General features: G+C 63.6%; 12 protein-coding genes. 7 read left to right on the top strand and 5 right to left on the bottom strand.

Annotated features, from left to right (window positions below; all coding sequences use genetic code 11):
* Positions 1–42: 42 nt before the first annotated feature.
* Positions 43–909 (bottom strand): hypothetical protein, encoded by an 867-nt coding sequence (locus NKJ00_RS24800; protein ID WP_352441921.1) that lies wholly within the window; start codon positions 907–909, stop codon positions 43–45.
* Between the two features lie 151 nt (positions 910–1060).
* Positions 1061–1924, bottom strand: a complete 864-nt coding sequence (locus NKJ00_RS24795) for a hypothetical protein (RefSeq protein WP_164893012.1) — start codon at positions 1922–1924, stop codon at positions 1061–1063.
* A gap of 367 nt (positions 1925–2291) precedes the next feature.
* Here NKJ00_RS24795 and NKJ00_RS24790 point away from each other — a divergent pair, with 367 nt between their 5' ends.
* The 3 genes from NKJ00_RS24790 to NKJ00_RS24780 are packed head-to-tail and all read left to right on the top strand — an operon-like array spanning position 2292 to position 10976.
* Complete coding sequence (locus tag NKJ00_RS24790) at positions 2292–4082, top strand: ShlB/FhaC/HecB family hemolysin secretion/activation protein (RefSeq protein WP_352631620.1); 1791 nt, start codon at positions 2292–2294, stop codon at positions 4080–4082.
* Between the two features lie 10 nt (positions 4083–4092).
* Complete coding sequence (locus tag NKJ00_RS24785; protein WP_352631618.1) at positions 4093–10773, top strand: MBG domain-containing protein; 6681 nt, start codon at positions 4093–4095, stop codon at positions 10771–10773.
* A 26-nt stretch (positions 10774–10799) separates the two neighbouring features.
* On the top strand, positions 10800–10976 hold the full coding sequence (locus NKJ00_RS24780; RefSeq protein ID WP_352631616.1) for a hypothetical protein: 177 nt from the start codon (positions 10800–10802) through the stop codon (positions 10974–10976).
* 89 nt (positions 10977–11065) lie between these two features.
* On the opposite strand, the gene NKJ00_RS24775 is transcribed toward NKJ00_RS24780, so the two are convergent.
* The 3 genes from NKJ00_RS24775 to NKJ00_RS24765 all read right to left on the bottom strand — a co-directional run bounded on the left by NKJ00_RS24775 (position 11066) and on the right by NKJ00_RS24765 (position 13886).
* Positions 11066–11401, bottom strand: a complete 336-nt coding sequence (locus NKJ00_RS24775; protein WP_352631614.1) for a hypothetical protein — start codon at positions 11399–11401, stop codon at positions 11066–11068.
* Positions 11402–11463: 62 nt separating this feature from the next.
* Positions 11464–12312 carry an endonuclease/exonuclease/phosphatase family protein gene (locus NKJ00_RS24770; RefSeq protein WP_352441925.1) on the bottom strand — a complete coding sequence of 283 codons (849 nt, stop codon included), beginning with the start codon at positions 12310–12312 and terminating at the stop codon, positions 11464–11466.
* Between the two features lie 110 nt (positions 12313–12422).
* Positions 12423–13886 carry a phospholipase D-like domain-containing protein gene (locus NKJ00_RS24765; RefSeq protein ID WP_352631612.1) on the bottom strand — a complete coding sequence of 488 codons (1464 nt, stop codon included), beginning with the start codon at positions 13884–13886 and terminating at the stop codon, positions 12423–12425.
* A 305-nt stretch (positions 13887–14191) separates the two neighbouring features.
* Between NKJ00_RS24765 and NKJ00_RS24760 the strand changes: the two genes are divergently transcribed.
* The 4 genes from NKJ00_RS24760 (at position 14192) to NKJ00_RS24745 (ending at position 21269) form a co-directional block, all read left to right on the top strand.
* On the top strand, positions 14192–14395 hold the full coding sequence (locus tag NKJ00_RS24760; RefSeq protein WP_164779989.1) for a hypothetical protein: 204 nt from the start codon (positions 14192–14194) through the stop codon (positions 14393–14395).
* Between the two features lie 437 nt (positions 14396–14832).
* Positions 14833–15321 (top strand): hypothetical protein, encoded by a 489-nt coding sequence (locus NKJ00_RS24755; RefSeq protein WP_352631610.1) that lies wholly within the window; start codon positions 14833–14835, stop codon positions 15319–15321.
* Between the two features lie 190 nt (positions 15322–15511).
* Complete coding sequence (locus NKJ00_RS24750; RefSeq protein WP_352554055.1) at positions 15512–16027, top strand: helix-turn-helix transcriptional regulator; 516 nt, start codon at positions 15512–15514, stop codon at positions 16025–16027.
* A 196-nt stretch (positions 16028–16223) separates the two neighbouring features.
* Positions 16224–21269: a beta strand repeat-containing protein gene (locus tag NKJ00_RS24745; protein WP_352631608.1), complete on the top strand. Its 5046-nt coding sequence runs from the start codon at positions 16224–16226 to the stop codon at positions 21267–21269.
* Positions 21270–21271: the final 2 nt, after the last annotated feature.

Raw genomic sequence — 21271 nt, 5'->3', positions numbered from 1 at the left:
GGCTCGCCGGCTTGGGCATCCCGCACGGGGGATGCCCACCGGTCAGCTGCCTGCTGGCGAGTCAAAGGCCTTGACGAACGCGGCATCGATGATAGCCAGCTTGACGGCCTGGGCGGTCATGTACTCCCGGTAGAAATCGCCCGACACCCACATCACCGAATTGCCGCGCTGGCCAAGCCAGCCAACGCTGCCGAGGTCTTCGGCATCCCGCAGTTTGCGTGCCAGGTGGGTTCGCGACAGCTTGAGCCATTTGGCGAAATCGCCGATCGAGACGACGCCAGTCGGTATTGCAGCGAGGCCGGCATGGTCGGGATCGACGCCCGATATCAGCCAGTCCATGACGACGCCGCCATTGTTAAGCCAGGTGAACAGCGAAAAGGTCTGCTTGGGCTCGCGCACGGGACTGGAGGAGATCAGCCCGTCAGCCACCAGCGGTTGCACCCTGGCGAGCGCATAGGGCCGCTCCAGAAACGTTGCCAGACGGTTCGCGCCGTCGAGACTGTCCAGTGTGTGCAGATGAGCCATCATCCAGCCGGCGAGCGTGTCCAGCGTGTTCACTGTAGGCTGTATGGGGCGGATGCGGCCATCCTGAGCTGCCGAGAGGTGCTCGATGAAATTGTAGTGCAACATCTCCTTGAGGAAGGCGTCGGCGGTGTTGCGGCTGGCGACGGAATTCTCCCGGATGACGTCGATGAAACGCGCCGCCGTCAACTGCTTGCGGTAGTCATCGGGCTCCCGTCTGAAATGCAGGGCAAGGCCGATATGCGCCATCAGCCAACGCTGCTGGGTGGCAAATATCGAGGCAAGCCTCGGGTTCGTCTCGTAGGTCTGGATAAGCGCCTGCGCCTGGGCACGGACACAGCGATGCAATGCCGGGTGACCGGCAATATGGTCCAAGGTCAGCGCCATTCTCCCCCCGTGCGTCAAGCCCCCCACGCGAAGACGCAGATCACATTTTCAGCCTTCAAGGCCCGTGTCCAGACGCGCCCGCTCTATAACAGGTTATGATCGCCAGTAGACAATGTTCACGGCCCGGGCAGATATCGATCGCGCCGATCCTTCAGCGGTCTTCCGGAGCTGGAAAACAGGCGTCGAAGGCCGCATCGACAATGGCCAGCTTAGCGGCCTGGACGGTCATGTACTCCTGGTAGAAAGTGTTCGATACCCACATCACCGAATGGCCGCGCTGGCCGAGCCAGCCGATGCTGCCGAGTTCCTCGGCAGCGCGCAGCTTGCGGGCGAGGTGGGTCCGCGACAGCTTGAGCCATCTGGCGAAATCTCCGATCGAAACCACGCTGGTCGGAATCCGGTCCAGGCCGGCATGATCGGGGTCGATGCCCGACATCAGCCAGTCCATGACGATGCCGCCATTGTTGAGCCAGATGAACAGGGAAAAAGTCTGGTTGGGCTCGCGCACCGGCTTGGAGGCAAGCAGGCCGTCCGCCACCAGAGGCTGCAGCCTGACAACCATGTCGGGCCGCTCCAGGAACCTGGCCAGCCGGTTGCCACCGTCGAGATGATCCAGCGTCTGCAGATGGGCAAGGACCCAGCCGGTGAAAGTCTGCACGGTTGCCGCCGTTGGCTGCAAAGGGTGCGTGCGCCCGTCGCCACCCGAAACATACTCGGCGACATGATAGTGCAGCATCTCCTTGATGAAAGCGTCCGCCGTGTTGCGGCTGGCCACCGCGTGCTGGTGTACGAACTCGATGAAACGCGATACCGTCAGCTCCTTGCGGCGGTCGTGCGGATCGCGCCTGAAATGCATGGCAAGGCCGACATGACCCATCAGCCAACGCTGCTGCGTGGCGAAAATGGAAGCCAGTCGCGGGCTCGTTTCATAGATGTTGATCAGCGCCAACGACTGTGCCTGGACACAGCGATGCAGGGCCGGATGGCCGGCAATGTCTTCCAGATTCAGCGCCATCCTCCTCATGTTCCGAGTTAACTCCAACAGCGGAGTCGCGTCCACATTTTCCAGCCTTCGATAGCTGTGTCCAGAGGCACCAAATGCGAAGAGCAAGCCCAACCCGAACATGGGCCGGCCACGACCGGTTCATGGGATCCGCTAACCGATTGCTATGGCTTGGAAAACCCCTCCCAATAATAGTCAGCCGGAGGGCCGCCCGTTGAATTGACGTTCACCAGAGCCGGGCATAGTTTCCGCGACATCCGAGCGGCGGGGGCACGCCTTCCCGGAAGTGAGTTCGAAAGCAGAAGCCAATTAACGAGCGATTAAATCTCGCGCGGTGGCGAAGCTTTGCCGAATTATACCTCGAAGGACGAGTGATTGAGTGAAGTATACAAGCAAGATCGCGGTTGGCAGGGATAACGACTGTCACCCAGTTTTCGGCGGGCTGGCAGCCCGTGAGGGATGGTTGATCCTGTTTGCCGTCTCGGCGTGCCTGTGGCTTCAAGCCGGCGCGTTTGCCCAGACAGCCAGCCAGATCACGCCGCCCAGCTTTCGGCCGCCGCCGGCAGCCAACACGGCAGGTGTTTCCATTCCCGAAGGTGAGGGCCTCGAGGCGCCGGCGGGCGCCAGGAAGCTCAAGGTCAAGCTCGGGGATGTCAGGGTCGAAGGCGGCTTGCCCGACATGGCTGACGCAACACGCAAGATCGTTGCCGGCCTTGCGCACCGCACGGTGACGGCGGCGGAAATCTTTGCCGCGGCGCGAAAACTCGAAACCGAATATGGACGGGCCGGCTATGCGCTGGTGCGGGTGGTGCTGCCGGCGCAGAAGCTCAACGACGGCGCAGGGCTCCGGCTGGTCGTCGTCGACGGCTTTCTCGAACGGATCGACACCAGCAATCTGCCCGAGCTCATACGCGGGCGGGTCGAGGCAACGCTGGCGCCGCTCGTTGGACAAAAGAGCATCAAGCTGTCGGCGATCGAACGCAAGCTGCTGCTGGCTGGCGATACGCCCGGGGCCCGGCTGCGCTCAACCTTGCAGGCCGGAACAGCCAAAGGCGCCAGCGTGCTGGTCATCGATGGCAAATATCGCCCGATCGGCGGCCAGGCGACCGGGGACAACTCGCTATCGCCGTCGTTGCAGCGCTGGTCTACGGGCGTCGGCGTCGATTCCAACTCATTGCTCGGCCTCGGCGAACTCGTCTATGTCAGGGCAGGCGGCTACCCCGATGGCGGCGAGAGTGGCCTGTTCACGGATGGCCCACGCAATCGCAACTATGCCGCGGGCATCGTCGTGCCGATCGGCCATGACGGGCTGACATTCAATCTGGAAGCCAGCCGCACGCGGGCCAATCCGACAGCCGAGCCCGGCACGCTCGGCTTCGGCAGCGCCTTCGAGCGTTATTCGGCGCGGCTTCGCTATCCCTGGATCCGCAGCCGTGCGCTTACGATCAGCACCGAACTGTCCTTCGACGTGCAGAACGACACGCTCGACGCGGTGACGCCGATTTCGCTGCCGATCGCCGAGGACCGGCTGCGCATTGCCCGGCTCGGTCTCGACGGCATCTGGTTCACACCGCTTGGCGGCGTCTTCATCGGCAATGTCGTGGCCTCGTTCGGTATTGACGGGCTCGGCGCGCGCTCGGCCGCCGATGCGACGCCGCTGCTGCCCCTGTCGCGCCAGGGTGCAAACGCGGCGTTCCAGAAACTGGAGGTCTCGGCCAGCTACAGCCAGCCGCTGGCCACCCATCTCGGCCTCGATCTCTACGCCCGCGCGCAAACCTCGTTTGGCAAGCCGCTGCTGCAGTCCGAACAGATCGGGCTGGTCGGGACGAACGGTCTGTCGAGCTTCGACGCGGGCGCGCTGCAGGGCGATGCCGGCTATGTGCTGCGCGGCGAGCTGTCCTCACCCTGGTACGTGCCGTTCACTGGCGGCATCGTTTCGTTGTCGCCCTACGTGTTCGGCGCTGTCGGCCAGGTCCATCTCGAAATGCCGACCGCGCTCGAGACGGCCAACATCGTCGGCGCGTCATACGGGCTTGGCCTGAAGGTCGGCACCGCGCTGGCGGGCGACGCGACCAACGCCAGCCTGACGCTGGAATGGGGCCGCCAGCATCGTGACGACCATCTGCCGACAAGCGATCGCTTCTCGCTCAGCGGCGCCGTCCAATTCTAGAGAGATGACCATGCAGCGCAAAGCCCACCTCCCACGGCGGCACCTGAACCGCACCGGCGCGCCGTTGATGGCGCTGCTTTTGACGTCGACGGCGCTTGTCGGCTTCACGTCGGCGCGGGCACAGGAACTGCCGACCGGCGGCAGCGTAGCATCCGGCGGCGTCACCATCGCCAACCCATCGTCGTCGCAACTGAACATCAGGCAGTCGACCAGTTCGGCGATCGTCAACTGGCAGAGTTTTTCGATCGGTGCCGGCGCGACAGTCAACATCGACCAGCCATCATCCTCGGCAACGATGCTGAACCGCGTCACCGGCGGTACCAAATCGACCATTGCAGGCCAGCTCAATGCCAATGGCCAGGTGTTCCTGGTCAATCCCAACGGCATTGCCATCTCCAAGACCGGCAAGGTTAGTGCCGCCGGCTTCGTCGCGTCCTCGCTGGGCATCAGCGACGAGGATTTTGGGGCCGGAAAGCTGGAATTCGAAGGCAAGGGAGCTTCAGCCGCCGTCTCCAACCAGGGTGCGATCAGCATCGGGCGTGGTGGCTATGCCGCATTGATCGGCGGCAGCGTCGACAATGCCGGCTCGATCACCGTGCCGCTTGGCAAGGTCGGGCTCGGATCGGGTGAGAAGGCAACACTTGATTTGTCCGGCGACGGCTTCCTGCAGGTTTCCGTGCTGAGCAAGGCTGACGGCAGCAATGCGCTGGTCAGCAATTCCGGCTTGATCAGTGCCGATGGCGGGCCGGTCGAACTCAAGGCGGCTGCGGTGCGCGATGCCGCACGCCAAGCCGTCAACATGTCCGGTGTCATCGAGGCACGCACGGTGTCTGGCCAATCCGGTGCCATCGTGCTCGGCGGCGATGAAGGCTCGGTCGAAATCTCCGGCACGCTCGATGCCTCGGCCAAGACCGGCGGCCAGGGCGGCAAGGTCACGGTGACCGGCCGCAAACTGAAGCTCAAGGCCGCCAAGATCGATGCCTCGGGCAAGGATGGCGGCGGCACGGTCAGGATCGGCGGTGACAATCAGGGCAAGGGCACCTTGCAACGCGCGGTCGCAACCGAGATCGATGCGAAGACGACAATCAGTGCCGATGCGACCGGCAACGGCACTGGCGGCACGGTCATCGTCTGGTCGGACGAGCAAACAAAGTTCGCCGGCAAAATTTCCGCACGCGGCGGCGATGACGGCGGCAATGGCGGCTTCGCGGAAGTGTCCGGCAAGCAGCGCCTCGACTTCACCGGTGAGGTCGATCTGCGCGCCCGCTTCGGCGACACCGGCGACCTTTTGCTCGATCCCTACAACGTCACTATATCGAACGCTGCCGGCAACACCGGCGGCAGCATGTCCGCCAACACCAATGACAGCGTCATCAACGTCACCACGCTGCAGAACCTTCTTGCAACGGCAAACGTCACCATCTCGACCGGCAGCGGCGGTTCGCAGGCCGGCGACATCACCATTGCCGCGCCGATCGCCTGGAACACCAACACGCTGACGCTCAGCGCCTCTCATTCGATCGTCTTCAATGCGAACGCCACGATCGGCGGCGTCGGTGGGCTTATGCTGGTCACCAACAATGGCGGCACCGGCGGCACGATCTCCTATGCCTTGGGCGCATCGGCCACCTTCACCGGCACGCAGGGCGCGCAGGCGCTGTCGGTCAACGGCCAGAGCTACACGCTGATCTACGATGTCAACGGCCTGCAGGCGATCAACAGCGGCCTGACCGAACGCTATGCGCTGGCCAACAACATCGAGGCCAGTTCCACGTCCAGTTGGAACAGCGGTCTCGGCTTCATATCGCTGGGCACCGACGGCAACAGCAATGTCCAGAATGGCGGCAACGGCTTCACCGGATCGTTCGACGGGCTAGGCCACACCGTCGACAGCCTGTCGGTGACGCAGTCCGCCGCCCAATATGTCGGCCTATTCGGCTATATCGGCGCGGGCGGCCTGGTCCAGAATGTCGGCGTCACCAATGTGACGGTCCGGGGGTTCAGGACCCTCGGCGGGATCGCCGGGTTCAATGCCGGCACGGTGGCCCAGAGTTATTCGACTGGTCAGCTGTTCACCACACAATACGGGTCCACCTCAGGTGGTCTGATCGGTGAGAACGATGGCGCACTCTCCGACAGCTTCTCGACGGTGGTCATCAACGCACGCGACACGAACACCGCCGGCGGCGCGGTAGGCTTCAACAATTTCGGCACCATCGATCGCGTCTATGCCATGGGCGCTGTCGATATCGGCAGCGGCGGCGCGGCCGTCGGCGGCCTCGTCGGATCGAATTATGGCTATTCGTTTGTCGGCGAGGGCGGCAGGATAACCGACAGCTATTCGACCGGCGCGGTCAGCGGCGGATGGAATGTCGGCGCGTTCATCGGCAACAACCTTTACGATGGCGTGGTCACGGGCGCGTACGACACGTCGACATCCGGCCCCTACAACACCACATCCATCGCCAAGCCTGCGATCGGCGGCGGCACGACCGGCCCCAATGTCAATGTCGTCGGCCTGTCGACCCCCAGCTTCCAGAATGGCGGCGCCAACGGACTGAGTACCGCCTTTGGCGGCGGGACTGGCGGCCTCTATCCCTATCTGAAGAGCTTCTACCCCAATGGCGTCCAGGCAATCTCCGGAATTGCTTACAAGGATGCCGGCAACACGCCACTGATTTCCGGTACCGGCCAACCCTATTACACAAAAAATCCCGGGCTGGTGTCCGTCGTCTCCGGCGGCGTGAACCTCGGCACAGTCTCGACCGGCGTCAACGGCTACTATTATCTCGCTCTGCCGGCCGGCGCGGTCTCGAACTCGGTGCTCGCTTACACCGTTGCCGAAGCGGACTCGGGCGCCAGGAATGGCGTGACCTTCCGGACCGGCCTGTCCGGCAGCAATGTCTCGAACCTCAACGTCTATGGCGACTGGCGGCTCGACGAGACGGATGGCTCGATCGCTTCGCTATCGGCGCTGAGCAGCGCCTATAGCGCGGCGATTGGGTCAACCTCTGTCGGCAGCCTGTCCTTCGCCAATCGCCAGATTGAAACCGCAGCAGCCACCTTCGCCCTCAACCAGGCGCTGTCGGTCGGCACCGGCACGCTGGCGCTGTCGTCGAATGGCGTGGTGACGCAGACTAGTGGCCTAACGGCGGCGTCGCTGGTTCTCGGTGGCACGGGTAGCTTCACCCTGACCAACGCCGGCAACCAGATCGGCAACGTCGCCGGCAGCGCCGGTTCCGTCGATCTGCGCGATGGCGCAAGCCTGACGATCGCCAGTGCTTCCAGCGCCCGCGGGGTTACGGCGACCGGGGTGAACACCACCGGTTCGGTAAGGCTTCAGACGGCGGGCGATCTGACCATTGCGGCAAATGCGACAATCAGCGGAACGGATCCGGTGCTCTCAGCCGCTGGCCTGTTCGTCAACAACCGGGGCAGTGACGCCGTCACCGCCACCAGCGGACGCTGGCTGATCTATGCGGCAAATCCCACCGGCAATACATTCGGCAATCTGGACAGTGGCAACACGGCCGTCTGGAACACGTCGGCGGATGGTCCGGTGAGTGCGACAGGCAACCGCTATGTCTTTGCCTATCAGCCGACACTGACCTTCAAGTCCAGCAATGCGACCAAAACCTATGGCGATACCGCCCTGCCGGCACTGACCTATTCAGTGGCGGGCTACCAGGCGGGCGCGATCGGCGCCTATCTCGGCGACACCGCCGCCACGACCTTCAGCGGTGGCCCAAGCGTCACGTCCGTCAACCCGCCGGGCAATACACAGGTCGGAGCAGGATCCTATGCAATCACCGTCGGCGCCGGCAATCTCGCGGCGTTGAGCGGCTATGGCTTCGCCTACAACAGCGCGGGCCTGCTTACCATCGGCAAGCGCGCGGTGACGGTGACGGTGACGCCGGGCCAGGGCAAGATCTATGGCGATGCCAATCCATCATCCTATGCATACACCGTTTCGGATCTCGGCGCCGGCACGGCTCTGGTCGGTAGCCTTAGCCGCACGGCAGGGAACAGCGCCGGGACTTATGCCATCAACCAGGGCAGCATCACCAACACCAGCAATTCGAACTACGACATCACCTATGTCGACGCCAATTTCACCATCGCCAAGCGCGCGATCACGGTAACGGCCGATGCCAAGAGCCGTACCTATGGCAACTCCAATCCGACGCTGACCTATCAACTCACAACAGGCAACCTCGTCAGTGGCGACAGCTTGGGCGGTTCTCTGACGACATCGGCGACGACGGCATCCGGTGTCGGCAGCTACGGCATCGCGCAGGGCACACTCAACAACAACAACTATGCGATCAGCTATGTCGGCGCCAATCTGTCGGTTACGCCGCGCGCGATCACGGTGACGGCGAATGCCAAGAGCCGTGCCTATGGCGACGCCAATCCGGCGCTGACCTATCAGCTGACATCAGGCAATTTCGTCAATGGCGACAGCCTGAGCGGCGCACTGGCAACAACGGCGACGACGGCATCCGGTGTCGGCAGCTACGGCATCACGCAGGGCACACTCGCCAACGGCAACTATACGATCAGCTATGTCGGCGCCAATCTGTCGGTGGCGAAGCGCGCCATCACGGTGACAGCCGATGCCAAGAGCCGCATCTATGGCGATGCCATTCCAACGCTGACCTATCAGCTGACCACGGGCAATTTCGTCAATGGCGACAGCCTGAGCGGCGCGCTGGCGACGTCGGCCACGACAGCATCCGGTGTCGGCAGTTACGGCATCACGCAAGGCACACTCGCCAACAGCAACTATGCGATCAGCTATGCCGGCGCCAATCTGTCGGTGACGAAACGGGCGATCACGGTGACGGCCGATGCCAAGAGCCGCATCTATGGCGACGCCAATCCGGCGCTGACCTATCAGCTGACCTCGGGCAATTTCGTCAATGGCGACAGTCTCGCCGGTGCGCTCGCTACAACGGCCACGACAGCATCCGGTGTCGGCAGCTACGGCATCACGCAAGGCACACTCGCCAACAGCAATTATGCGATCAGCTATGTCGGCGGCAATCTCGCGTTGACCCCGCGCGCGATCACGGTGACGGCCGATGCCAAGAGCCGCATTTATGGCGATGCCAACCCGGCGCTGACCTATCAGCTGACATCAGGCAATTTCGTCAATGGCGACAGCCTGAACGGTGCGCTGGCGACTTCGGCAACGACAGCATCCGGTGTCGGCAGCTACGGCATCACGCAGGGCACACTCGCCAACAGCAACTACGCGATCAGCTATGTCGGCGGAAACCTGTCAGTGGCACAGCGCGCGATTACGGTGACGGCCGATGCCAAGAGCCGTGTCTATGGCGATGACAATCCAACGCTGACCTATCAGCTGACCTCGGGCGATTTCGCCAATGGCGACAGTCTGAGCGGTGCGCTGGCAACGACCGCCACGGCATCATCCGATGTCGGCGGCTACAGCATCACGCAAGGCACGCTTGCCAACGGCAATTACGCCATCAGCTATATCGGCGCGGATCTTTCGGTGACACAGCGCGCGATCACGGTCACGGCCGATGCGGGCCAGAGCAAGATCTATGGGGACAGTGATCCGCTGTCCTACGGCTATGCGGTTTCCGGTCTTGGCGGCGGGACGGCGCTGGTCGGCACGCTTGATCGCGCCGAGGGCGAGAATGTCGGGACCTATGACATTGGCCGCGGCACCCTCAGCGATGCTGCCAACGGCAATTACGACATCACCTATGTCGGTGCCGGTTTCAGCATCGGCAAGCGATCCGTGACCGTCACTGCCAGCTCGGGTCAGGGCAAGACCTACGGCAATGCCGATCCGTCGTCCTATGGCTACACCTTCACCGATCTCGGCAATGGTGCGGCGCTGGTTGGCGCTCTCGACCGCACGACCGGCGAAGATGTCGGCGCCTATCAGATCGGGCAGGGCACACTCGCCAACGCGGCCAACTCGAACTACGACATCAGCTATGTCGGCGCCGATTTCAGCATCGGCAGGCGTGCCGTGACAGTCACGGCCAATTCGGGCCAGGGCAAGATTTACGGCGATGCCGACCCGTCCTCCTATGGCTACACCAGCACCGATCTGGGCAGTGGTGTGGCGTTGGTCGGCGCTCTCGATCGCGCCTTGGGAGAGAACGCCGGAGCCTACGCGATCGGCCAGGGCACGCTCACCGACAACGCCAATGCGAACTACGAGATCAGCTATGCCGGTGCCGACTTCAGCATCGGCAAGCGGGCGATCACTGTGGTGGCGGATGCGCAGAGCCGGCCCCAAGGCATGCCCAACCCGCCACTCACCTATTCGATCGGCGGTCTGGGGTTGGTCAACGGGGATACATTCCTTGGCGCGCTCTCGACTGAGGCGACACCTGCTAGCCCTGCTGGCAACTATGCCATCGAACAGGGGAGCCTGACCCTCTCGGCCAACTATGAGCTGGCCTATGTCGGTGCCGATCTGGTGGTCTCGCCGCCCAACACGGTGCCGGCACCGGATGCGGCCAGCACGGTCGCGTACAACGCCGATGCCCATGCTGCCGGCGGGCCGGCTCGGGTTTTCTTCACCGGGCAGCCGGTGGATGGCGATGCGCAAACGCTGGTCGAAGACCCGCGGCTTGACGGTCCCGCCTTCTGCCAGGGCGTGGCGGACGCAGCTTCCGTCTGCAGCGTTGCCTCGGTCCGGTAGAAAATGGGGCCGCGCTGGTTGGCGCCTTGACCGCGTTGCCGGCGAGACTGTCGGGCAGCTATCCCATCGCCCAGGGCGGCATCACCAACGCCGCCAATCCGAACGGCGATATCACCTATGACCTAATGCCATGGCCGCTTGGGACCCGGCCGTCCTTGCCGCGTTGCCACGGTCCGGTGAGCGTGCGGGCGACCACGATTTGACGCGGTCAATTATCACCTCTCACATCAGCGCTACTTCGTCAGCCGATCATGCAGGGCCGGCTTTCGCCGGCCGGTTGCTCCGATCGGGATCAGCCGCAGACGCGGACCTCTTCGATCACCCTGTGGTGGTGGCGCCAATGCTTGACCAGTTCGATATGGCAGCGATGATGCCGGTGATGGCGGCGATATTCGCCGTACCGGTATTCGCCATTGTCATACTGAACGTTCTGGTCGCCATCATACTGATCGTCATAATAGCGATCGCGGTGATGACGGCGAATAACGATCCCACTGTCGGAATCGTCATCCGGCAAATATCGGTCGCCGTCGTCGGACTGGATGGTCACGCTTGCCGCTTGCGTCCGCGCAGTGATCGCCGCTGTCGCGGCCAATGCCAACAGGGAAGCCAGAATCAGCTTTTTCATCTCGTCCTCCTGCGTGTTCAAGACATGTTAACTCGCGGAAGAACCGGGCGTTCCGCCTAATTTTACACGCTTTGCGACGCGGAAGACATCAAGGCGTTATCGTCCACCCGCTCCAGGCGCACGAAGGCCGTCAGCGGCAGGTGGTCGGAGGCAACGCGCGAAAGCGGCGTGTCATGCGCGTTGATGGCGGCAATCATGCCGTGCCTGTTGGCCATGATCCGGTCGAGCGCCAGCAGCGGCAGGTTCGACGGGAAGGTGGGGACCGCCGGCGGCTGCGGGCCGAACGTCGCATGCAGCGTGTTGAGAGCGGAGCGGTTGCCGAGCCGCCATTCGTTGAGGTCGCCGAGCAGCAAGGTCGGTCTTTCGTCCGGGCTGTTCATCAGGTCGAGCACGACGCGCGCCTGCTGGGAGCGCGAGCGGCGCAGCAGGCCAAGATGGGCGGCGATGATGCGCAGCGTCCGGCTTCCATCGAGGTCGATCTCCGCCACCACCGCGCCGCGCGGCTCCAGTCCCGGAAGCTTGATCTGGTGCACGTCGCGAACGACGCCCTTCTTGAACAGCAGGACGTTGCCATGCCAGCCATGGCCCTTGCCGGTGGCCGAAATCGGCACCGGAACCAGGCCGGTTTCCCGCTCGAGCCGGGCCAGGTCGAGAAGCCCGACACGGTCGCCGAAGCGATTGTCGGCTTCCTGCAGCGCAATGACATCCGGATCGATTTCGCGGATGACGCGGATGATCCGCTCCGGGTCGAATTTCCTGTCGACGCCGATGCATTTGTGGACATTGTAGGAGGCAACCAGCGTGCCGGTGGTGGCTGTCGTCTTGAGTGCTGCGGCGTTAGCCTTCTGCATCCGGCGGTCACGAAGGGACAGAAGCATGCTTGCCGGGAGGCTGCGTCCAATTCTGTGCATCTCTGTGCTGCTCGTCCTCGCTGGTTTCAATTCAGAAGCGGGATAAAGTGAAAATAGGCAATCTCGGCGTATGTTCCATGACAGACGAGTTCCTCAAGCACACCTCCGCCTTAGAGATAGGGTGAACCGAGCCATAATACCCGGTCGAACAGCCTGATAAGAAACGGCCGGGCTCGCAAGGCTTCCAGCGTCACCGGCACGGCGGAGGCAATCGCCGACCCGATCCGCGTCTCGATCTCGCTGGCAAAGCCGGCATCGAGCACCTCCAGGTCGATCTCGAAATTCAGCCGCAGCGATCGGGCATCAAGATTGGAAGATCCGACATAGGCCCACACGCCGTCGATCGAAAGCAGCTTCGAATGGTCGAACGGTCCCTCGGTTCGCCAGACACGGCAATAGTGTTTGAGCACCTGATCGAACTGCGCCATCATCGCGCGGTCGACGAGGAAAAGATTGTTCACCGCCGGCACCACGATGTCGATTTCGACCCCGCGCCTGCCGGCGGTGATCAGCGCGCTGATCAGTTCCCGATCCGGCAGGAAATAGGGCGACATCACGCGTATGGACTTGCGGGCGACCGAGAATGCACCGATCAGCAGCTTGTGGTTGGTCTCGTTGCTGGCATCCGGGCCGGACGCGACTGCCCGCACCATCATCGGTGCGCCTGGCGGTGGCGACAGCGGGGTGATGCGCCAGGCGTCGCCCTTCAGCGCCTCGTTGGTGGCGAAGCGCCAGTCCTCGGCGGCGACCGAAAAGAGGTCGGCGACGATCGGACCGGTCACCCGGAAATGTGTGTCCCTGGCGCTGTTGGAGCCGGCGAATTCGGCTGAGAAGCCTTTTCGGATGTTCATGCCCCCGGTGAAGGCGGCGATGCCGTCGACCACCAGGATCTTCCGGTGGGTCCTCAGATTGGCGTAGGGCAGGCGCAGGCCCATGACGATGTTGCCGTTGAAGACATCGGCGGGGATGTTGGCCTCGCGCAAATGCCCCAGGATGCTCGGCACCGAGTAGCGGGCGCCGACGGCATCGATCAGCACGCGGACGGTGACGCCGCGCCGGACGGCGCCGGCCAGCGCCTCGACGAAGAGCAGGCCGACGGCGTCATTGTCGAAAATATAGGTCTCGAGCAGGACGCTGCGCTCGGCGCCATCGATCGCCGCGCACATGGCGGCATAGGCCTCGTCGCCGGTCTCCAGCACATCGATTGCATTTCCAGGATTGAGCGTGCGCCGCGCCACCCTGTCGCCCAGTGTCCGCAAGCCCGTGAACCGTTGCCCGTAGCGCTCGACGATCAGGGCCTCTTCGACAGCGACGTTGCGCTCGTGCTTGGCGGACACCGCGCCGTCGGCAAACGGGCGCTGGGCGGTGATCGTGGCGCGGCGGATGCGGTTGATGCCGGCGATGGCATAGATCAGCACGCCAAGGATGGGGGACAGCACCATCACGCCGACCCAGCCGGTGGCGGCGCGGACATCTTCCTTGGTCATGACGGCATGGACGATGCCGACCGTCGCCATCACCACGGAGATGATCGCCAGAATTTGCGGCCAGTGAGTCGCCAGGGTCTCCAACATGCCGAGACTATCCAGCGAGCGGTTGCAGAAGGCAATGCAGCCGCTCGTGCCGCGCATTCGCCGGATGGTGGCATGCGGCCCTGGCTGAAGAGTTCGACCAGCCGCAGAGATCGATGGGTTGAAGCACCCCGATAGATCCTGTTCAGAAGGACAAACCTGACCCAAGGGAAGCATAGAGCCTGGCATCGTCCTGTTCTGCCCGGGCCCTCCGAAGCCTCTTATGCTTTGGTACCACCTCTATTGTATATCAGGAGGAATGATTTTAGTGATATAAACACTTTGATTGACGGCGAGGGGGGCGCCGAATGATGAAATTCAACTTCGATGGACCTCCCGGCGATGACGCAGCTGCCGACACGTCGGCAGAATGCCAACGCCAATTGCTGCCTCTCGTCCGTGAGATAGTTCAGGCAGCCGTCGCTGCCGGGTGGAGCGAGGAAGACGTTCTTCTGGGTTTTGTGGAACTTACATGGGATTTGTATGAGAATCGTCGCGACGATCTGCAATGACCGGCGGCAAATCCGGTAGCTCTACATTGTTGAATGGCCGCCGAAATGGCCAAACTGTCCCCTGAAGCAGGGCTCCGAATTCAGGTCAACCAGAGGCCTCGCGGCAGTTGGCAACTTTTGCGCACGCAGCTTTTCACGATAGGAATTTTTTCTTGACTCGGTGACCTCAGCTATAGTACATATTCGCCCATGGTGCTGATTTGCGCCAGTGACCCGCCGCGCAGGCGGGTTTTTCGTTGATGCTCCGTCAGCCAATGCGCCGGCGAAGGTGTCAAAAAATGTTCCAGTCCCTCCCTTGTGACTGGTTCCTCTTATCCCGAACAAAATTTTTTCTTTGCGTACGGATGTTATTCACTATCCGCGGCATGTGCGTTACGCTGGGTCCGGGTCGGGCTAAGGGGGATTTCAGGCAGCGGACAAAGCGGCAGAGGCCAGGCATGAAAAATACGGACGATGCTCGGGACAGCGGCGATTCCCGGGGCGTCAATCGAGAACGGACAGCTCGATATGTCCTGGACATAATTCCTGAAAGCGCAGGTCCCAGGAGGGCCACCACGCGGAGGAGTATCATATACTCCGTCCGCGATCCCATCCCGCAGAAATTCCTGGCCAAGAAGCATTCCACCGGAATTGTGCTGAGGCCCGCACGCGGAATGAGAGCCTCGCCCGGCAGCGACAAGATCACGGAATACGTGGCGCGGCGCGTGCGGGAATATCTCGACGAAAACGTCGTGCGAAAAGTCATCGCCGAATTGGCATCCTTCGCAGGGGTTTCATCCTACCATATCATAGCAACGTTCGGCGTGCCGCCGCATTGCGGTGAGTTGCCGATTGCCGAAGTCGCCTGTCTCGCCGGTTCTTCGGATCGGAGCCATCTGCCTGTGAGAACGCCGACCGGGGCCGGGCATGCTTCCCTCAAGAACTGAGGGCCCGGCCATGGCAAAATGGCAACGCCTGCTCACCCGCGACGCAAGACCGGAATTTTCTACAAGGCTTGCTGAGTTTTTCAAAATACGTCCCGCTGCAAATCTGCCCCAAGCTCCGCAGGAGTCCTCTGGAATGTCATGCAGTCCGCGCATTGTTCGCCGTCCGGCCGGAACGATCCGATGAGTGGCGATGCCGGTCAGCTTCGATCAATCACGAATTGTTTTTCAGGGGAACATGGAAGGAAGCCTTGGGTTGAACCTCATCTGGGACGTATCGGGAGGCCGAAAAATGCCGGGCGATGATGGTTTCCCCGGACCGGTTTCCGGAACCAACTCGCGACAGCCGACGCTCAACGCGAAAGGCGGGCTTTCCGTCCGCGCCGCGCGCCGCGTGCGGCAATTCCTGGACGAGAACTTTACGCGCAAGCTGGCGCTGGCTGATATGGCCGCGGTTTGCGGGCTTTCCCCCTATCATTTTGTGCGGGCTTTCTCGAGGACGTTCGGAATGCCGCCGCACCAGTACGTCCTCGACCTGCGGCTGGATTTCGCTGAAAGACTGCTTGCAGACAGCCGCATGACGATCGCCGACATCGCCCACTCCAGCGGGTTTTCAAGTCAGAGCCATTTTACCACCGTGATGAAGAAATACCGGCAGAGGACGCCGTTGCAGGCACGGGTGGGAAAGCTTAACGCCAAGGTTAGGTGAGGCGACGCTTATTTCATTGCTTTGTTTCTTGGTTTTAAAGCATTGGCTAAGGTAACAAGCCGTTAACCTCTGTAGCTTTGCTGCGCTCTTTTCTCACAAGGCAGCAATTTCGTGAAATACCGTAGGCAGGAATCATGTCTTCCTGCGGTGGAGCGGAATTGTCAGACATTTCGTGCCGGCCAGCGGAGAGGGAACCATGACCGACAACCAGTTTTCGAACGGCTCGCTTCTTGTTCAGCGTCGCGCGGCGCATTTCGCCGGGCACTGGATCGCGGGGGCCGATCATGGCTCACGCTCGACGCGCCGCCGCCTAATGGCGGTGCTGCGCATGGCTCATTGCGTGCTGGGCATGGGGCGCAAGCGCCTGGGGCTGGGAACGCTGGGCGTCGGCGGGATGTCGGCGGCGGCGCTTGCCGTGATGGGGATCATGATCCCGCAAACGGCTTTCGCGCAGCTCGCCATTGGCAACGGGACTGTGACCAACGTCGCGAACTGCACGACTCCCTCCGCAGGGATACAAAGCACTGCCATCGGTTGTGCCAGCACCGCCACCGGGTCCGCCTCAACCGCCGTCGGCGATGGTGCCAAAGTGAATGGCGACGACGGCGTGGCACTGGGCACCGGTGCCACGGCAACGGGCAACGCTTCGATCGCTATCGGCTACACGATGAGTGCCAATGGCCTCAACGCCATAGGCATAGGTGTCTTCGCGGGCGCAACCGGCGTCAACGCGCTCGCTGTAGGCGGTAACGCCAAGGCCAACGGGGACGGAGCAAGCTCCATTGGCGTCAACTCAGTTGCAACCACAGGCGCGGCCGCCTTTGGCCTGAACGCGCGTGCCGACGGATTGAACTCGACGGCGATCGGCTATGTTACCCGGGCGACCGGGCTGCGCGCCACCGCTCTCGGGTTCGGGGCAACTGCATCCGGGCTGGATTCGCTTGCCCAAGGTAACAGCGCCACCGCAACCAACCAGAATGCCATCGCCATCGGATTCCAGGCGACCGCGACCGCGATCAACGCCGTCAATCTTGGCAACCGAACTGTTGCGGGAGGGGGCGCGCTGGCCCAGAGTGCCATCGCCATCGGTACGGATGTGACGGCGTCCCAGGTTGACTCCACCGCGATCGGGCGCGCGAGCAAGGCAACGGGAACGTCCGCCATAGCGATGGGCGCGACCTCGATTGCGAGCGGCTCTGCCAGCACCGCGGTCGGCAACGCGTCCGCTGCCAGCGGCATAAACGCCTCCTCATTCGGGACGGGTGCAAATGCGATAGGAGACAATTCTCTCGCAGCCGGCGTCAGTGCCAACGCCGGCGGAGTCGGCAGCACCGCGCTCGGCATAGGTACGTCGGCCGGCGGCGCCAGTTCGGCAGCCGTGGGCTTCCAGGCCCAGGCCGCCGGCACCAATGCCGCAGCCGTTGGTCCTCAGGCAAATGCATCGGCGATAAACTCGGCAGCGTTCGGCAACGTTGCCACGGCTTCGGGCCAATTCGCGCTGGCCCTGGGCAATTCGGCCGTATCGAGCGGAGTAGGCTCGGTCGCGGCGGGCTCTGGAGCCCAGGCCACGGACGTCTCCACCACGGCTTTGGGTAACAACGCCGCGGCGACCGCCGCAAATGCCAGTGCGCTGGGATTGGGCGCCACGGCCAGCGGAGTGTACGCCACTTCGCTCGGTTCCACATCCAAGGCCACCGGTGCCCGTGCGTTCGCCGGTGGCCGTTCGTCCACTGCGGGAGGCGACGACTCCATTGCCATAGGCACGACATCCATCGCGACAGCGGCGAGCTCGACAGCAGTTGGAGCGAGCGCTGTGGCACAAGACGTCAATGCGATTGCCATCGGTACCGCCGCCGGCGCTATCTCCGCCGACTCCGTCGCCATCGGCACGGGCGCGACCGCCGATGGCGGCAAGGCGGTCGCGATCGGCTACGGCAACGTTGCCTATGGCGACGGCGCGGTCGCCATAGGCGATCCGAGCTATGCCAGCGGCACCGGCGCCTTCACCGGTGGCGCCAACAACATCGCCAACAGTGACGGCACGGCGAGCGCCACCGCGGCCAATACGGCCAACGGCGCCGTCGCCATCGGCAACAACAACAAGGCCATCGGGCAGGGCTCGGTGGCACTGGGCAACGGCTCGACCGCGGGTGCGGCCGGCCTCGCCGGCAATGTCGCGCTGGGTAATGGCGCGACAGCGGCGGCGAGCTCCGGCGACGTGGCGCTCGGCTCCGGCTCGGTGACCACCACGGCCGTCGGCACGGCGAGCGGCGTGGTCAACGGCACGACCTACGCCTTCCAGGGCACCAACCCGCTCTCGACCGTCAGCATCGGCGCGGTCGGTGCGGAACGCACCATCACCAACGTCGCCGCGGGGCGGATCAGCTCGACGTCGACCGACGCGATCAACGGTTCGCAACTCGCCGCTACCAACCAGGCCGTCGACGCCATAGGCGCCGTCGTCAACAACATCAATGTCGGCGGCGGCATCAAGTATTTCCATGCCAACTCGACTGCCGCGGACTCCTCGGCGACCGGTACGGACTCCGTTGCGATCGGACCTGTCGCGACGGCGACCGGGACGAACGCCATCGCGGCCGGTGTCAATTCAAGCGCATCCGACGCCAACGCCTCGGCCTTCGGCAGCGGTGCCGTCGCATCGGCGCTTGACGCAACCGCGATTGGATACATTTCCAACGCCTCTGGCCAATATAGCACCGCCGTCGGCGCCAATGCCAATGCGACAGCCACCTCCAGCACCGCGATCGGCCAGAACTCCTTTGCTACCGCCCTTCAGGCGACCGCTCTAGGCGTGGGGGCGAATGCCGGCGCCGAAAATGCACTCGCGCTTGGCGCCCTCTCAAGCGCCGTCAATGCAGGCGACGTAGCGCTCGGCTCGGGCAGTGTCACCGACGTCACAGTCGGTACGCCCAGCACCGTGATCAACGGCACTACCTATGCCTTCCAGGGCACCAACCCGACTTCGACGGTCAGCGTTGGCGCGGTCGGTGCGGAACGCACCATCACCAACGTCGCCGCGGGGCGGATCAGCTCGACGTCGACCGACGCGATCAACGGTTCGCAGCTCGCCGCCACCAACCAGGCCGTCGACGCCATCGGCACCACGCTCAGCACCATCGGCGGTTCGGTGACCGATCTCGGCAACACGATCAACAACATCGCCGGCGACACGTCGACCGCCTATACCGACGCCAATGGCATGGGCATCCGCTACGCCCGCACCAACGAGGCAGGCTTGGCGCAAACCGATTCCTTCGCACAAGGCGTCGGCTCCACCGCCGTCGGCTACCAGGCGACCGCCACCGGCGTCAGCGCACTGGCGCTCGGCCGCGACAGCAATGTCAGCATCGACGGCGGCGTGGCGCTCGGCTCGGGGTCGGTCTCCGATCGCGCGCTGGCTCCGGCCACGGGCCAGATCGCGGCCGGCCCAGTCAACTTCATCCAGTACAACACGACCGACAAGACGCTGCTCGGCGCCGTTTCGGTCGGCGATGCTACCTCGTATCGGCAGATCACCAATGTGGCCGACGGCACGCAGGATCAGGATGCGGTGACGGTGCGCCAGCTCGCCGGCGCCATCGCTGCCGTATCGGCCACCTCGACCAAGTATTTCCATGCCAATTCGACGGCGGGCGACTCGCTGGCGGTCGGCGCGGAATCGGTAGCGGTCGGTCCGACCACTGTCGTCAACGGCGACAACGGCGTCGGCATCGGCAATGGCGCGATCGTCGAGCAGGATGCACCCGGCGGCACAGCGATCGGCCAAGGCGCCCACGTGGTGCTGGCCGACGGCCTGGCGCTCGGCACCAATTCGCTGGCGTCCGGCATCCAGTCGGTGGCGCTCGGCGCCGGCGCCCAGAGCACCTTCATCAACAGCGTTGCGCTCGGCGCGCAGTCCATCACCAGCGTCGGCGCGCAGGCGGGCTACACGGCCTTTGCGCTCGCCGGTCCGCAGACCTCGGTCGGCGAGGTGTCGATCGGCGCCGCCGGGGCCGAACGCAAGCTCACCAACGTCGCGGCGGGCTCGGCCGATACCGACGGCGTCAACGTCTCGCAATTGCGCGGCGTGACGCAAAACGTCAGCAACCTGTTCGGCGGCGGCACGACCGTCAATCCCGACGGCTCCATCACCGGCCCGACCTACACCATCCAGGGCAACAATTATTCCACCGTCTATGACGGCTTCACGGCCGTCGACAATGCGCTGACCAGCATCAGCAATGGCGGCGGCATCAAATATTTCCACGCCAACTCGACGCTGGCCGACAGCATCGCCGGCGGCACCAACGCCGTGGCGATCGGGCCGGAGAGTGTGGCGAGCGGCACCGACAGCCTGGCTGCGGGACATGGCTCGACGGCCACCGGGCAGGGCGCCGTCGCGCTCGGCCAAGGCGCCAAGGCCAACAACGCCAACGATGTGGCGCTCGGTTCCGGTTCGGTGACACAGACCGCCGTCGGGACCTCCAGCACCGTCATCAACGGCAAGACCTACACTTATGCCGGGACGACGCCGACCGGAACCGTCAGCGTCGGCGACGCCGGCGCCGAGCGGACGATCACCAATGTCGCCGCCGGCCGCGTCGATGCCGGCAGCACCGATGCGATCAACGGCTCGCAGCTCTACGCCACCAACACGGCGATCGAGGATCTGAAAGCCGGCGTCGGAAACCTTACCCAGAACGCGGTGACCTATGACACCCAGGGCGGCAACAAGACGAACACCATCACGCTGCAAGGTGGCGACGTCAACGCGCCGGTCGTCATCTCCAATGTCGGCCCCGGCGTCAAAGGGACCGATGCGGTCAACGTCGACCAGATGAACCAGGGCCTGACCGCGGGCAAGAGCTATACGGACAACCGCGTGGCCTACGCTATCGATACGTCCAACGACTACACCGACAAGGTGGCGGTCACGACCTTGCAGCAGGCCAACGACTATACCGACCAGAAGCTCAGCCAGCTCAATTCGGACATCAGCGGCATCCGCGACGAGGCGCGGCAGGCGGCCGCGATAGGCCTTGCGGCCGCCTCGCTGCGCTATGACGACCGGCCCGGAAAGCTGAGCGTCGCGGCGGGTGGCGGCTTGTGGCGGGACGCAGGCGCGTTCGCCTTCGGCGCTGGCTACACCAGCGAGGACGGCCGCATCCGGGGCAATCTGTCGGGCACGGCCGCGGGTGGGCATGTCGGTGTCGGCGCCGGCATCAGCTTCACCTTGAACTGAGG

Source organism: Mesorhizobium sp. M0227 (assembly GCF_040321855.1).
Taxonomy (GTDB): Bacteria; Pseudomonadota; Alphaproteobacteria; order Rhizobiales; family Rhizobiaceae; genus Mesorhizobium.
Note: the sequence above shows the minus strand (reverse complement) of the source record. Positions and strands in the feature narration are given on the sequence as shown.

Coding starts and splice junctions, on each gene's coding strand:
- NKJ00_RS24800 (WP_352441921.1), bottom strand. CDS start 909: ATGGCGCTGACCTTGGACCATATTGCCGGTCACCCGGCATTGCATCGC.
- NKJ00_RS24795 (WP_164893012.1), bottom strand. CDS start 1,924: ATGGCGCTGAATCTGGAAGACATTGCCGGCCATCCGGCCCTGCATCGC.
- NKJ00_RS24785 (WP_352631618.1), top strand. CDS start 4,093: ATGCAGCGCAAAGCCCACCTCCCACGGCGGCACCTGAACCGCACCGGC.
- NKJ00_RS24775 (WP_352631614.1), bottom strand. CDS start 11,401: ATGAAAAAGCTGATTCTGGCTTCCCTGTTGGCATTGGCCGCGACAGCG.
- NKJ00_RS24770 (WP_352441925.1), bottom strand. CDS start 12,312: ATGCACAGAATTGGACGCAGCCTCCCGGCAAGCATGCTTCTGTCCCTT.
- NKJ00_RS24765 (WP_352631612.1), bottom strand. CDS start 13,886: ATGTTGGAGACCCTGGCGACTCACTGGCCGCAAATTCTGGCGATCATC.
- NKJ00_RS24760 (WP_164779989.1), top strand. CDS start 14,192: ATGATGAAATTCAACTTCGATGGACCTCCCGGCGATGACGCAGCTGCC.
- NKJ00_RS24755 (WP_352631610.1), top strand. CDS start 14,833: ATGAAAAATACGGACGATGCTCGGGACAGCGGCGATTCCCGGGGCGTC.
- NKJ00_RS24750 (WP_352554055.1), top strand. CDS start 15,512: ATGCCGGTCAGCTTCGATCAATCACGAATTGTTTTTCAGGGGAACATG.
- NKJ00_RS24745 (WP_352631608.1), top strand. CDS start 16,224: ATGACCGACAACCAGTTTTCGAACGGCTCGCTTCTTGTTCAGCGTCGC.